The 14,494-nt window shown below is 45.2% G+C and carries 10 protein-coding genes; 4 read left to right on the top strand and 6 right to left on the bottom strand.

The genetic code is table 11. The features are described 5' to 3' along the window. The first annotated feature begins 24 nt into the window (after positions 1–24). Together HDC92_RS09985 and HDC92_RS09980 are read left to right on the top strand one after the other, a co-directional pair. Positions 25–294, top strand: a complete 270-nt coding sequence (locus HDC92_RS09985) for a hypothetical protein (RefSeq protein WP_012780948.1) — start codon at positions 25–27, stop codon at positions 292–294. Between the two features lie 137 nt (positions 295–431). Further along, a complete protein-coding gene (locus tag HDC92_RS09980; protein ID WP_183874202.1) occupies positions 432–1,460 on the top strand; it encodes a LacI family DNA-binding transcriptional regulator in 1,029 nt (342 codons plus the stop codon). Here the strand turns inward: HDC92_RS09980 and nagA are convergent. Genes nagA through HDC92_RS09965 form a run of 3 tightly spaced genes read right to left on the bottom strand, consistent with a single transcriptional unit; the run spans position 1,457 to position 5,211 of the window. Then, a complete protein-coding gene (gene nagA / locus HDC92_RS09975; protein ID WP_183874200.1) occupies positions 1,457–2,644 on the bottom strand; it encodes an N-acetylglucosamine-6-phosphate deacetylase in 1,188 nt (395 codons plus the stop codon). The genes HDC92_RS09980 and nagA overlap by 4 nt on opposite strands. Positions 2,645–2,651: 7 nt before the next feature. Further along, entirely contained in the window at positions 2,652–3,872 is a 1,221-nt protein-coding gene (locus HDC92_RS09970; protein ID WP_183874198.1) for a Gfo/Idh/MocA family protein, read from the bottom strand. A gap of 13 nt (positions 3,873–3,885) precedes the next feature. After that, entirely contained in the window at positions 3,886–5,211 is a 1,326-nt protein-coding gene (locus HDC92_RS09965) for a sugar MFS transporter (RefSeq protein ID WP_183874196.1), read from the bottom strand. Positions 5,212–5,411: 200 nt separating this feature from the next. Between HDC92_RS09965 and HDC92_RS09960 the strand changes: the two genes are divergently transcribed. Together HDC92_RS09960 and HDC92_RS09955 are read left to right on the top strand one after the other, a co-directional pair. Then, positions 5,412–6,836 carry a Gfo/Idh/MocA family protein gene (locus HDC92_RS09960; RefSeq protein ID WP_183874194.1) on the top strand — a complete coding sequence of 475 codons (1,425 nt, stop codon included), beginning with the start codon at positions 5,412–5,414 and terminating at the stop codon, positions 6,834–6,836. Between the two features lie 41 nt (positions 6,837–6,877). Next, positions 6,878–7,615, top strand: coding sequence for a glucosamine-6-phosphate deaminase (locus HDC92_RS09955; RefSeq protein WP_183874192.1), 738 nt, complete (start codon positions 6,878–6,880; stop codon positions 7,613–7,615). Between the two features lie 49 nt (positions 7,616–7,664). Here the strand turns inward: HDC92_RS09955 and HDC92_RS09950 are convergent, their stop codons facing one another. From HDC92_RS09950 to HDC92_RS09940, 3 genes are read right to left on the bottom strand one after another with little or no spacing between them, the layout of a single operon-like run. Continuing rightward, positions 7,665–9,596 carry a DUF1800 domain-containing protein gene (locus HDC92_RS09950; protein WP_183874190.1) on the bottom strand — a complete coding sequence of 644 codons (1,932 nt, stop codon included), beginning with the start codon at positions 9,594–9,596 and terminating at the stop codon, positions 7,665–7,667. A gap of 49 nt (positions 9,597–9,645) precedes the next feature. Next, complete coding sequence (locus HDC92_RS09945) at positions 9,646–12,717, bottom strand: T9SS type A sorting domain-containing protein (RefSeq protein ID WP_183874188.1); 3,072 nt, start codon at positions 12,715–12,717, stop codon at positions 9,646–9,648. Then, positions 12,707–14,482, bottom strand: coding sequence for a RagB/SusD family nutrient uptake outer membrane protein (locus HDC92_RS09940; RefSeq protein WP_012780939.1), 1,776 nt, complete (start codon positions 14,480–14,482; stop codon positions 12,707–12,709). Before HDC92_RS09940 ends, HDC92_RS09945 begins: the two co-directional genes overlap by 11 nt. Positions 14,483–14,494: the final 12 nt, after the last annotated feature.

Below are 14,494 nucleotides of genomic sequence, written 5' to 3'. Positions count from 1 at the left end.
ACTACCTTGTGCCTTATTCATAACATGAGCGAAAATACACCTACAACGCAAATCGGAAATACCGATAAAAAGAAACTGGCTTTTGAAGAAAAGATGCAGGAAATCGACAGCAAATATTCGAGATGGTTCAATAGCCGGATAAGTGCATTTTCGGACGGGCCTGATAAACTCAATAATTATTACCGTTATTTTTATAATTCTGAAGGAGAAATTCAACTCTACCTGAAAGAGGGTCTGCCCCTTGAAATTGGCAAAGATTGCAGAAACGCTTTCAAAGCCGTATTTTACAATTAGCATTTTATTCTAATTCTATTAGCCAATACCTGCTCATCATATAGGCAGCCCCTAACAATTACTTAACGCTTTTCCTTTTTTTTATTAACTTCGGGTATAAACAACTGTAACCAACCCTTAATTCCCGTATCATCAGTATGGCCCGTCATTATGTAACAATAAAGGATATTGCAAAAATTTTAAACATCTCTGTTTCTACAGTGTCCAGGGCCTTAAGAGATACTTATGATGTAAATCAGGAGACCAAGGAAAAAGTACTGGCACTGGCTGCAGAGTTGAACTACAAACCCAATTTTAACGCAACCGGGCTGGCCAAAGGCAGCACGCACAACCTGGGCGTAATTTTACCTTTTATTACCAATTATTATTTTTCTACCGTTATCACCGGCATCCAGGAGGTGGCTTATAACAATGGATATAACATCACGCTGTTCGTAACCAATGATTCACCGGAGCGGGAACTGGCTATTATGGAAAATCTTTCTGTTTCCAGTCTGGATGGCTTGCTGGTTTCTATTTCTTCCGATTCCGACTCCTGTAACCACTTTCAGGAAATCATAGATGAAGGAGTACCAGTCGTGTTTTTTGACAGGGTAGCCAACGAAATTGACACCTCAAAAGTAATGCAGGACGATTACAATGGTGCTTTTGAGGCAGTGGAACACCTGATCCTGAACGGATATACAAAAATAGCGCATATTGCCGGCCCAAAAGGCATGAGTTTTACAGAAGCACGGCTAAAAGGATATATAGATGCATTGACCAAGCACCATTTAAGTATTAATGAAGATTGGATTGTGTACTCCGGCTTTTCACAGGAATATGGCGAACAGGATACCTATCAATTGCTGCAGCTGAAACAACAGCCCGATGCCCTTTTCGCGGTAAACGATAGAAAAGCGATTGGTGCCATGATTGCACTTAAAAACAAAGGCATAAAAGTTGGAGAAGAGTTTGGGGTAATTGGTTTTACCAATGACCCCATGTCTACCATCATTTCTCCTGCGCTGTCAACCATTGCAGAGCCAGCTTTCGAAATTGGCAAATTAAGCTGCGAGCTGCTGATCAAACACATCACCAAACCCAAATACTTTCACGGCGAAGAAATTGTTTTGCCAGGCAAGCTGATTGTCAGGGAATCCAGTATGCGAAAAGCTAAACATTAACGGCTGTAAATCACCCGCCCGCCTACAATGGTATACTGAATATTGATTTGCTGATCAAATATCACCACATCCGCATCTTTCCCAGGAGTAAGTGAGCCTTTTATATCTTCAATCCCCATAATCCTTGCCGGGGTTTTAGTGATCATCCTCACCGCCTCTTCTATAGAAACGTTTGCCATATTGATCATATTCCTGACCAGCCTGTCGGCAGTAGCTACACTACCGGCAAAAGAGCTTCTGTCGGGCAGCTTGGCTACCCCATCCTCTATAATCACCGGCAATCCGTTTTTTAAACTGCCCAGGGTACTTTCGCCTGCCGGCATTCCAGCTGCACGCATTGCATCTGTAATCAGTGCCGTACGGGATGCTCCTTTTATTTTATAGATCAGCTTTAGCAAGGGTGCAGGCAAATGAATGCCGTCAGCAATGATCTCTACATCCATTTCATCAATCAGGTAACCACTTTCAATTACCCCTGCATAACGGAAACATTCCCGTCGGGTAACACCAGACATACCGGAATAGAAATGTGTAGCCAGCGTATAGCCATTTTCAAAAGCTTCCAGCACCTCTTCATAAATGGCATCCGTATGAGCAATCGCAGCAAGTACCCCCTTAGTCTTTAAATACTTGCCAAATTCAATAGCCCCTTTTAATTCAGGTGCAGCGCTCCACCTTTTAATCACCCGGGTAGCGGCCAGTATTTCCTTATACTCGGCCGGATCTGGATCACGTATATAACGTGGATCCTGTGCCCCTCGCTGGCTCAGCGCAAAATAAGGGCCTTCCAGGTGCATCCCTATAAATTGTGCCCCTTTATCATTTAATTGAGCAGCCTCTTCATATATCCTTAAGGTTTCCAGCAGATCTTGCTTTTCGCTGGTCAGTGTTGTAGGGCACATTGCCGTAGTTCCATAGCGGGCATGTGTTTCAGCAATGCCTAAAAAAGCTTCCACTGTATTGTCCATAAAATCATGCCCGCCACCACCATGGATGTGCAGGTCTATAAAACCAGGTGCAATATAATTTCCCCTGGCATTAATTTCATGGGCGTCGGGAAAATCTGCATTGCCCTCCTGCAGCCCCACAATCTTTCCATCTTCAATCAGCAGGACTCCCTGCTGAATTGTTTTATAGGGTGTGATCAGTTTTCCGTTATATATTTTTAACCTTTTATGGTCCATAAATTAACTAGCTAGAATATTCAGGTTTCCAAATTTGCATCGTTTCCGTTTCGGCCGCTGTATTGCCCATGTGAATCGCTATGGACGAATCCTTCGCTGTAGTCGCATTGGATGCAGGTTTGCTTTTTGTTAAAATACAATTTACGAAATCTTTCAATGCATACACCGTTGGCTCTAAGGATTTCTCTCCAGGTTTTTCAAAAACCAGTTCATTGCCCTTGCCCTGCGTAGTTATAGCAATAGTTGCCCCGGTTACCCCATCAACCGTGCCCCGTTTATTGCTCAGCACCTCCGGATAAATAAAAGCCTTATCGCGTTGTATTTCCAATGTGGCCTTGTCACCTAAAATGCGGATGCCATAGCCATTATAGGCATTGGAAAGTACAGAAGTAACACTCACTTTAATGTCTTTAGGGTATTGATAAATGGCCCTGATGTTGTCGTAGGTATCCCTGCCATCCTTCCAGTAGTTCACACTGCCCATGGCCGTCACTTTTAAAGGATGGCTGTCTGTAAGGTAATGCACTGCATCTATGGCATGGGCGCAGAGTTCTGATAATGGTCCCCCGCAATATGCTTTATACATTCGCCAGTTGATGGCCCGTTCCATTTTAGGGTCGCTCACCGGAAATCTCCAGTTGGAATTCCTGTTGTACTGACATTCAAAATGTGTGATGTTACCCAGCCAGTTCTGGACCATAACTTCTTTTACTTTATGGTACAGGCCATAGTAACGGTACTGATAACCTACCTGGAATACAAGTTTAGATTGGTTCACTTTTTTTTCCAGCTCTATGGCCTGGCTTATGTCATAAGTCATGGATTTCTCCAGGTAGATGTGTTTTCCTGCAGACAAAGCAGCTACAGCCATCGGATAGTGCAAATAAAGTGGTGTTGCGATAATTACGGCGTCAATATTTTTATCTTCCAGTAACGTACGGTAGTCGGTATAAGCTTTGGCCCCTCTGGCAGCCTGTTTGATACCATTTGCAAGATGTTCGGCAATGGGGTCACAGCAGGCAACAACCTGCATCTCGGGAATACCTTGTATCAGCTTTATTAAACCTGTGCCCCTAGACCCCGTGCCGATCAGTCCAACCCTGATCACTTCATTTTTAGCCTGTGCCTGTGCCCATAAAGGCAAACCAGCATAACTTAAGGCGATCCCTGATAGCGCAATCGCATTTTTGCTTAAAAACTGTCTTCTCGAAAGTTCTTCCTTTTTCATATCCTGCTCTTTTTTACTTCAACCCCCAGCTGCGGAGCTGGTGTCCCTTAAACGCATAAAACATTAAATATAGATAACATGGGAACAATACCCAATAGGCCGTCCTAAGATCATAAAGATCAGCAAAGTAACCATAAAAAAGTGGCATAATTGCATTGCCGCAAAGTCCCATGATCATAATAGAGGCCCCAAGTTTCGTATACCGGCCCAGCCCATCAAGGGCCAGAGGCCAGATACCTGCCCATACCAGCGAATTGGCAAGTCCCAGCAACACTACAAACCAAATAGATATGTCGGCCGTATGCCCAAGAATGCGTACCGGTCCATGCCCGAAAATGATCAGTAAGGTAAATAGCCCCCCCAGTATGGCGCAGATGCGCAGTACGTTTACCTGACTGATCAGTTTTGGGATAATAAGAATACCTATGGTATATCCACATATGGTTGCAAATAATGTATAAGAAGGAAATACCTTTGCTTCGAGCAACTGGATGTTCATAGAACCGGCATACCCGATGATGGTGTCAATGGCAATTACCTGCGTACCCACATGCAGGAAAATGGCAATAGCACCGAGTATCAGGTGCGGGAACTGAAAGATGCTGGTCTTTCCTGAATTTGCCGCCGCCACCGCCTCACTCTCCTGTTCGGTATCAATTTCCGGCAATGGCGAATACCGCACCATCAGCCCCAGGCCAACCAATACAATACCTACACAGGTGTAAGGAACAATTACCCTCCTGATCAGCTCATCCAGTGCCACACTTTTCTCTGCTGCATTCATCAGCGGCAATTGTTTAAACAGTGCTCCGTCTGTAGCTTTTAAAATTACTGCTGCAAATAATAGGGGTGCCAGTATACCAGCCCCTTTGTTACAGATCCCCATAATACTGATGCGCTGGGCAGCCCTTTCCTTTGGCCCTAAAACTGTAATGTAAGGATTGGCCGCAGTCTGAAGGATGGCCAGACCCGCCCCCAGAGAAAAAAGGCCCAGTAAAAAAACCTCATAAGTACGGCTAAGTGCAGCCGGAACAAATATGAAAGCGCCCAGGGCCATTGTCCAGAAACCGATCATCATCCCCTTTTTAAAACCTACAGATTTTAGCAAAAAGGAAGAGGGTACCGACATTACGAAATAAGAAATGTAAAAGGCAAAAGCAACCAGATAAGACTCAAAGTTACTTAGCTCACAGGCTATTTTAAAATAGGGGATCAGAATGGCATTTACCCATGAAACAAAACCGAATATAAAAAACAGCAATCCTATAATCAGGATCGAGATCAGGGTATCACGCTTACTTAGCGAACTTACAGCTACAGAACTGACTTGTTGGTTCATCTTGGAATAGGTTATTTATAATTTTTTTGAAAAACGAAACTAATGATATCAATACACAATAAAAGGCTATAGTACAGATAAATGAATGGCAACGTTACCGATAACGTTCTCGCTGTTTTATTCCCTGATATGGTCAGATTCTTAAAAGTCATTTAATAGCTTTGAATCAAAACTCAACCATCATTTTAATCATACAGTTAATGAAGAACAACAGAAGAGATTTTTTAAAGCTCGGTGGTATGGCAGGTCTGGGACTGGCAGGTTCGGGTATTTTATCTGCTTATACCGGCCGGGAACTGCCAACTTCAGACCAGACCCTAAACCTGGCCACAAAGCTGCACAAACAGGAATTTAACATGAGTGGCTACGCGGCCCCAAAACTGGATACGGTGCGCATTGGTTTTATAGGCCTGGGCAACAGGGGTACCGCAGCTGTAAAACGAATGGCAAGGATTGCCGGCACAAGCATCAATGCCCTATGTGATATCCGCCCGGAAAGAACGGATACCTCTGCTCAGAACTTAAAAAACACCATACATAAGCCTGTAGTTTATACCAAAAAGGAAGAAGACTGGAAAAAACTGTGCGAACGTGATGACATTGACCTGGTTTATATTGCCACACCCTGGGATTTACATACCCCGATAGCTGTATATGCTATGAACCATGGTAAACACGTATGTACTGAAGTGCCTGCAGCTACTTCACTTGAAGAATGCTGGCAACTGGTACGCACCTCAGAACGTACAAAGAAACATTGTATGATGCTGGAAAACTGCTGCTACGATTTTTTTGAAATGCTGACCTTAAACATGGCAAGACAAGGTTATTTTGGCGATATCATCCATGGTGAAGGTGCTTACATCCACGACCTGCTGGAAGGGAACTTTTCGAAGTCCAAATACTACGAGATGTGGAGGTTGAAAGAAAACATTAAACACAAGGGAAATCTTTATCCTACCCATGGTCTGGGTCCAATCTGTCAGGTCATGAACATTAATCGTGGCGACCAGATGAAGTTTCTGGTATCTGTTTCGAGCAATGACTTTATGATGAACGAAATGGCTACAGAACTGGCGGCTAAGGATCCTTTTTACAAACCTTATGTAGGTAAAGCCTATAGGGGAAACATGAGTACCACCACAATTAAAACACATCTTGGGCGTACCATTATGGTGCAGCACGATGTGACTTCGCCAAGGCCATACTCCCGCCTGCACCTGATAAGCGGAACAAAAGGTACGGCACAAAAATACCCCCTGCCGGGTCGGATCTCTAACAGCCATGAAGGTTGGCTTACAGATGCTGAAATGAAAGCACTGGAAGAAAAGTATACGCCAAACCTGGTGCGGAAGATCGGTGAAATGGCCAAAGCGGTAGGTGGACATGGGGGGATGGACTTTTTAATGGACTGGCGGACGATAGATTGCTTGCGCAACGGCCTGCCCCTTGATCAGGATGTTTACGATGCAGCCTTATGGAGTTCTATTCTTCCACTTAGTGAATGGTCTGTAAACAACCGTTCCAATTCTATCGATGTACCTGATTTTACCGGCGGGTCCTGGAAGAAAAATTTGCCGGTAGACATTTCCCTTTCTAAAGGAGGAACAACAGGTGTAATTTAAAAAAGCATACAACCACTGAAAAAATACGGATGACAATAAAAATGGAAACAAGTGTAACAAACAACCCTGTTGAGCTGGGAAAAGCTGCAGGAAAAGCTGCCGCAGCGCTGATCAGGGAAACCATTGCAAAAAATGGTAAAGCAAACATCATTCTTGCCACAGGGGCAAGCCAGTTTGAAACTTTAAATCAACTGATCAGCGAAGAGATCGACTGGAGCAAAGTGACTATGTTTCACCTGGATGAATACATAGGATTATCAGAATCGGCACCAGCCAGCTTCAGAAAATACCTGAAAGAACGTTTTCTCGAAAAAGTATCCCCTTTAAAAGCAGCATACCTGGTTAACGGAGAAACCGATCCGGAAGCAGAATGCCAGCGACTGGGTGAGATCATTACCCAAAACCCAATAGACGTTGCCCTGGTAGGTATCGGCGAAAACGGCCACCTGGCCTTTAATGATCCACCGGCCGATTTTGAGACCAAAAGACCTTACCTGGTCGTTAATTTAGATGAGCAGTGCCGCAAACAACAGTTTGGTGAAGGCTGGTTTAAAACCATTGAGGAAGTACCTACACAGGCCATTAGCATGTCTGTCCAACAGATCTTAAAATCAAAACACATTATATGCTCTGTACCCGACAGCAGAAAAGCACAGGCGGTAAAAGATAGCCTGGAACAGCCTGTCAGCAATCAATACCCTTCAAGCATCTTACAGCTGCACCCTGATTGCAGATTTTTCTTCGACAAGGCATCTGCCGAACTGTTAAGTGAAGCTTAAATAAAAAAGGCGCTTTCATTAAGCGCCTTTTATCATTCTTTATTATAGCTCATCTCCTTTGAAATTCCGGAGAACCAATGATAATACCCACCACCTGGGCCAACATGTTGTTATTCACTACCGGAACAACTTCTTTCTTCTTCTCATTTAGCTCTTCTGCTCCTGATACGGCATCCATGCCGGAAAACTTATTAGACACAGGCTGGGAGACAGCGGTTGTTTTACCAGCTTCATTATTCATCTTAGCCGCTGGCACGGGCACCTGCAACAAGGGGATCAGCTGTTGATAAGCCATATCCAGGTTTCGCTCAGGTATCATTACTTTACTATAACTGACCAATGCCTTTCCTGCAGTTTCAGTACCCTTTTGCGGGTTCAGCGCAGCAAGGTTTACCACCACCCCCGGAATGCGTCCTGAGCTGAGTGCCAGGCCAAAGTTCATCCGGCTCAGTAAGGAACCCGTATTGATCCAGTATTGCCCCTTGTCGGGGAAACCGGTAGGGGCCTGATAATAATAAATCCGCTGCCCCATTCTTGAAATCCAGGTAAACAACTGATAAGGCTGCTGAATGTCGGCATTTACGGCCCGTACACTACTTATAGCTAGTTCAAAAGGCGATTTGGTTTTCTGCCTCAATGCTTTGGCATCCCAGAATTCAGGCGAGTTTACCATGGTACGCAACACCTGCCTGATGTCCCCATCTGCCGAGGTAAATGTCTTGGCCATTTTCCTGATCATGCTGGCCGGAGGATTGTCACTTACAAAACGTACAGCCAGTTTCCTGGAAATAAAATTAGCAGCGGCCGGATGATGGGCCAGCATCTCTAAAAGTGCTACCCCCTCTTCATAGCCACCATTTGCCTCAAAACGTTTTCCCAATACCACCTTCTCTCCCTTATCATGCCGGTTAGGTGTAAACAAAAAGTCACCCTCATGTACAAAGCCTTTCGCAGCCAGGTTATTTTCCCCGATTTTAGCGACCAGGCCTTTCATCGCACTGCCATAACCTGAACTGCTGATCGGATAAATGGTCCAGCCTGTCAGAACGCGGGCGGCCTGTGTAACATCCGACTGGGTATAACCTCCATCAACACCAAGAGTATGCAGTTCCATTACTTCCCGGGCATAGTTTTCATTCAGCCCAGGCACGTTTTTAGGCGGCACAGCTGCCATATTTACCGGTTTTGTCTTTTGCGGGCTTTCGGATGCCATCATCATACCCATAGCAGGCTGACTGGCAGGAACTGCTGCACCCTGACTGGTAAAATTGTCGAGAAAATACAGCATAGCCGGAGATTTGGCAGAAGCGATCAGCAACTGATCAAATTTTCCCAGCGCATTTGGTCTGATGACGTCCCTTTCATAAGCAGGTATAAACTGCGCACACTCCCCTTTGGTAAATGAGACATTAAAATGGTTAAACCAAAAATCCGACATCACTTCCTGCAACTGGTTATTGGCATAGGCAGCCCTTAATATGTGCTGTGATATAAACTGCTTATACAGCTCCTGATCGGACTTAAGCCCTTTACTGGCCATATAAGCCTGTATCTGCTCGTTGTAAGCTTTTTTGTCTACGGCCTTTCCCACAGAATCTTTACTGATCACACTGTCTTTCAGTGCCATTTGTAATACTACAAAGCCCGGCGGATATTTGCTCAGCACCTCTGTATTGCTAAGTTGAATGGCATCATAACTTCTTAACCTGCCCTGCAGCCCCTCATCCGGCAAATTTCCTTCCAGTTGTTTGTTAAACCAGTTTTCAAGTCCCATGGTTACTACCTCATCAATTTGACCGGGTGTAGCCCCATAGGTAAATCGGCTTAAAAGATGTGCCGCAGCCTGCCGTATGTTTAACCCTGCCTGTTTATAAGGAAAGGCAGATTTTGCTGCTGGCCTTCCCTTTTGAAAAGCAGTACAGAATACAGTCGCGATGAACAGGAATACAAACAAACAGACAATTTTGGCGGGCGTTCTCATAACAGTTTATTTTTATATATAACGTTAAGACCCTCAATAAAGTTTAAGGTTATATTTTTATGAAAAGCCCGCTTTGCCTTTCGCTGATATTATTGAACTCAATGATATAAGAGCCCTGCGGCAAATCAGTAGCATCTATTTCAGTTTGCATTATGCCATTTTGAATGGATTTGACAATTACTTTTCGGCCGGTTATGGTATAAACAGTCATCATTGCCGATGGGTTGGCTTTTGAATGGTTAACCTTTAATATGCCTGTCACCGGATTTGGATACAGCTTTAATTTTTTCAGTTCTTTTACAACACTGGTATCCGGCATTTTAGGCAGTGTTGAACTACGTTTCAGCATTAAAGGGGTATGGTGAATGCTTACCGTATTGCTGTAAACGGTGCTTCCCGTACCATCGATGCGTTTACTCCCAATTTTATAATGAACAGTTTGCCCGGGTGTGGCATTATCTTTCAACAGATAAGCAGTTTGATTTATTGAAGCCGTAATTTCTGTAATTTTTGTAAATGACAGGCTGTCTGTAGACCTGTATAATCCGAGCTTAAACTGGTCCTTTGCCCAGTCAATATTAAAATCGACCTTAACGGTATCCAGTCCGCCTTTTTGGGCATTGATTGCCATAAACGTAACCTGCTGATCGGGTGAGGGTATACCATTTAGGTATTTTTCAAGCAGGTTATAACCATCTGCAGCATAGGTATTCCTATCCAGCCCGGTCGAATCTGTAGCAGAACCCTGTGTCATTTTTTCCCACCAATCCGGCAGGCCGTCATTATCAGTATCTCTAGCATAAGTGGTACTGCTCAGTACAGGCCAGCCTCCAACAGTGTTCTGGCTGTCTATGATACCCGAAGGGTGTCCCATACCTGCAGCTACATAGCTGCTGTCCTCATAGGTTGCGGTGCCCGTTCTGGTTTCTTTAATGATCCGTCTGTCAACCGTATCGCGGCGGGGCAAAATGGCTCCGGCACTGTTCATGACCGCATCAAAAGCTGCTTCAGCGGTTTGCGTTACTACAGGGCTGTAAGGAAAAGCGGTCGATACCTTTCCTGCAGCCTTCATTGCTGCAGCATCATAATAACTATCTAACTGCACACCTTTTGTCCAATTATCAGCTGTAACATCCGGAAAGCCATGTACGTAATTGCCGTCAATATAAAATTTAGCACCAAACACAGTGTCCCCCGCCAGGGTAGTGCTGAAGCTGGGGAATAAAAGGATGCGGTTTTTACGGTTCGTGGCCGAACTGCCAGCCCCACCTGTAGTTGCCGGCCCGGCCTTATGGTAATTGTTCACCATGTTATAATGCCCCCCGGCACCGCCATAAGGCGATCCTACCCAGTTAAAGATCACATTATTTCTAAAATCTGCATATTCAAGTTCCGGCTGTAAACTGGTAGTGCCCCCGGAAAAACGCGGGTTCCTGTTAGAGTTACTTGCCAGTAAATTATGATGGAACGAGGCGTTCTGGCCACCCCATATTCCACCATATCCGTGTGGGGTACCTTTGGTATGGAGCGACTGGTACAGGCTTTCACTCAGCATACTCCATTGCAGGGTAAACTTCGAAACCGCATAAAAAGAGCCTACTTCATCGGTAGACCAGCTCATAGAGCATTGATCAATCATGATGTTGTTGTAAGGCTGACTGATGGGACTGCCAAAATTGTTGTACATCGCATCCACCACTTTAGAAGAATCACCCGGCACTGTGATCACATCTCCCGGACGGGAACGGATATACCTTACGATAACCTGGTTTGCACGTATGCCCAGTCCATAATTCTTCAGGCAAATACCGTCTCCCGGAGCAGTCTGACCAGCAATAGTGATGTTATCTTTAGTAATGGTTATGGCACTTTGCAGATTGATCGTGCCAGATACTTTAAACAGTACCGTACGGTTGGGTTGCGATACCGCATCGCGCAGGCTTCCGGCCAGGTTGTCGTTCAAATTGGTCACATAATAAATATCCCCTCCGCGACCGCCTTTGGTATAACGTCCTCCACCTTCCGCTCCTGGAAAAGCCAGCTGCGGACTAACCTCGCTACTGCCACTGACGACAACATCTTTTGAGACCAGGTATCTGCCATCACTGAATCCGCTGGTTGTCCATGGATATACCCGGAGGTAAAAAGTACGGTTATCTGTAACCGGAATGTTCAGGTTTGCAAAGGTAATTACAGCAGGTACTGAACCAGATGTCAGTGTTACATCGGGGTTTAAATTGGTAAAGGTGGTCCCATCTGTTGACCAGCAGATCCGCGCATGTGCATAAGCAGAGGAATTAAAACTAAGGGGCACCTTAACCTGGCTTACCACAAAATTATAGCCCGCGGCCGGGTTTACAGCATACTGCACATACCTGTTGCTATCTGCACCGGTATTGGCAGGCCAGTTCCCATCCAGCGGTAAAATGCGCTGACCTCCGCTGCCGGAAATGTAATTGTTTACCTTAAGTCCGGAAAGCACCTGTACCGGTGCAGTAACCTGACCGGTAACACTGGCTGTCTGGTTTGCAGTTAAGCTCCAGCTGGCAAATGGGGAAACATTGGTAGTTCCGCTGATGGACACATTCCTGATGAGCAGGTATTTATTATTTATGACACTGGCTGTCCAGGGAGAAATCCTGAAATACAACTTTTTGCCGCTTGGCACAGTAATGTTCAGTCCGCCAAAAATATAGGATGTAGGTGTTGTACCTGATACCAGTGAAAAGTTTGAGGTCAGGTTTGTAAAATGAACACTATCGGTAGACCAGGCCATGTTTACACGTCCGGCACTGGAACCATAAAAACTGATCATCAAGGCTACCGAACTAACATTTAAATCATTTCCGCTAAGGGGGCTCAATGCAAATTGCATAAACCGTGTAGTATCTGGCACAGTCTGGGCAGGCCAGGTACCCCCAGGAGGCAAAGTCCGCTGTCCCCCGCTGATGTAGTCCTGGATGGTTAAGCCCGCAAGCTGCTGAACAGCTGCTGTAATGTTGCCCGTTACGGATGCACTTTGATTAGCTGTTAAGGCCCAGCTTACCGTAGCCGGACTTTGTGCATGCAAATTACCCAGTGTAAACCAGCAGAGAAAAAAGCACCATACCTTAGTAGCCATAATCCTGCTTTAGCTTTGGATTCGATTCTACCACAGATTGTGGCAAAGGCATCAGTTCGCTGTGATCGGGCTTAAAATACTGGGCAAAATTGGTAATCCAGGTAGTTGTAATGGAACTTACCCAGGCTACCCTGGTATATCCGGTAGGTAAAGTTGCCGGAGTTGGAGCATACAATGAATTGCTGAAAATCACATCCGGAGAGGCTGTTTTATAATACATATTCTGTGGCAGATTATTGTAAGGGGCCTGTTTGTTCAGCATCTTGGTATAATTTGCCCTTGTCTCACTGATCCTGGCAGCCAGGAGGTTCCAGCGGATCAGGTCATATTTCCTAACTCCTTCTCCGCCGAACTCAAAATACCGTTCGTTTACAATGGCATTAAAAAAATCGGCTTTACCACCCGGGGTAATGCCTATAGCACTTTCATTGCCTTTAAAAGCACGTTTTCTCACCTCTTCATACGCTGTTTTTGCAGCCGGACTTGGACCATTGTTTAGTTCATTTTCAGCTTCAGCAAACATCAGCAGTACATCCGAGAACCGAAGAATAGGCCAGTTGATGCCGGTTTGCTGACTGGCAGAAGTTGGCGCCGGATTCCACCAGTCGGCCCTGAACTTACCGCAGGTCATGTTTACCATGGTTTGCACCGCTTTGGTCTTGTCGGCATTGTTGTAATAAGGCGCCAGCGTAACATCCCTTCGGGTATCCAATTCATTAAATGCATAAAAATATACGGGCACAGCCCTAACAGAGCTGTTACCCTGTTGAGCAGTGGTAGAAGAAACATAAAAGCGCGGGCCGTCATAATAACCAATACGTCCGCTAATGTCCTTACCCAAGGCCACTTCAAACATTACTTCACCGTTGGGCTCTATTTTAAAAGCATCAATATTATTTTTGAATATATCCTGGAAATTCGGATTGAGTGTATGTTTATCCCGGCGCTGCATCACCTCATTACATTCATCGCGCGCAATCTGGTAATATTTCAGGTAATCTGCTTTCCGTTCCATCTGCTGTGGTTCCCTTCTTAACGCATATCCACCTCTGAAAAGGGCAATACGTGCCCTTAAGCCTTTTACAGCTCCTTTGGTAATGCGTTCATCCGCTACCACACCCGGATCATTACGCCAGGGCACCAGCTCGGCGGCCAGTTTAAGATCATCCAGCAAACGGTCGTAAATCACATCGCGATCTGTTTTTGGCAGGTAAAGATCTGCCTGGTCAATTGCCGGTTCAAATATGGCTGGAAGATCCCCCCAGTTCCTGAGCAGTTCCAGATAAAACTGCGCACGCAGGGTAAGCGCCTCGCCGTATAACCTGCGGAGCTGCTGTTTCTCAGTTTCCGAGCCGCTGCTGTACATGGCCATTGCCGGAATGTTCTTGATGCAGATATTGGCCCGCTCCACTCCGGTATACAATTGTTGAAAAGGCAGGGTAAGCTGTCCGTTTGTAGGTTGCAGGTTATACCGCGAAAGGTCGCGCGAATTGTTATCAGGTGCAGAAGCATTGGTAACACCTATAAATTCGTCCGTATCGTAGGGGTACATCATGCTCAACCTGCTTCCATAGCCATTGTCGCCGGTCAGCTGTTCATAAACACCCATCAGGGCACTGGTAGTATTGGCCACATTGCTGAACACAAACTTTTCATCAAATGCGGATGGTGGCGACAGGTCAAGATACTTTTTACAGGAAACCAGGCCAAGTATGCTGGTAAAAAAAAGAAAGGTTATTGCGGATAAAAATGATTTCTTTTTCATCTTTTGTGTGGT

The organism is Pedobacter sp. AK017, assembly GCF_014200825.1.
Taxonomy (GTDB): Bacteria; Bacteroidota; Bacteroidia; order Sphingobacteriales; family Sphingobacteriaceae; genus Pedobacter; species Pedobacter heparinus.
The sequence above is the reverse complement of the archived record's forward strand: the minus strand, read 5'-3'. Positions and strand labels throughout refer to the sequence as shown.

Bases quoted from the DNA above. Each gene is read 5' to 3' on its own strand.
- HDC92_RS09940 (WP_012780939.1), bottom strand. From the start codon at position 14,482: ATGAAAAAGAAATCATTTTTATCCGCAATAACCTTTCTTTTTTTTACC.
- HDC92_RS09950 (WP_183874190.1), bottom strand. From the start codon at position 9,596: ATGAGAACGCCCGCCAAAATTGTCTGTTTGTTTGTATTCCTGTTCATC.
- HDC92_RS09970 (WP_183874198.1), bottom strand. From the start codon at position 3,872: ATGAAAAAGGAAGAACTTTCGAGAAGACAGTTTTTAAGCAAAAATGCG.
- HDC92_RS09960 (WP_183874194.1), top strand. From the start codon at position 5,412: ATGAAGAACAACAGAAGAGATTTTTTAAAGCTCGGTGGTATGGCAGGT.
- nagA (WP_183874200.1), bottom strand. From the start codon at position 2,644: ATGGACCATAAAAGGTTAAAAATATATAACGGAAAACTGATCACACCC.
- HDC92_RS09980 (WP_183874202.1), top strand. From the start codon at position 432: ATGGCCCGTCATTATGTAACAATAAAGGATATTGCAAAAATTTTAAAC.
- HDC92_RS09985 (WP_012780948.1), top strand. From the start codon at position 25: ATGAGCGAAAATACACCTACAACGCAAATCGGAAATACCGATAAAAAG.
- HDC92_RS09955 (WP_183874192.1), top strand. From the start codon at position 6,878: ATGGAAACAAGTGTAACAAACAACCCTGTTGAGCTGGGAAAAGCTGCA.
- HDC92_RS09945 (WP_183874188.1), bottom strand. From the start codon at position 12,717: ATGGCTACTAAGGTATGGTGCTTTTTTCTCTGCTGGTTTACACTGGGT.
- HDC92_RS09965 (WP_183874196.1), bottom strand. From the start codon at position 5,211: ATGAACCAACAAGTCAGTTCTGTAGCTGTAAGTTCGCTAAGTAAGCGT.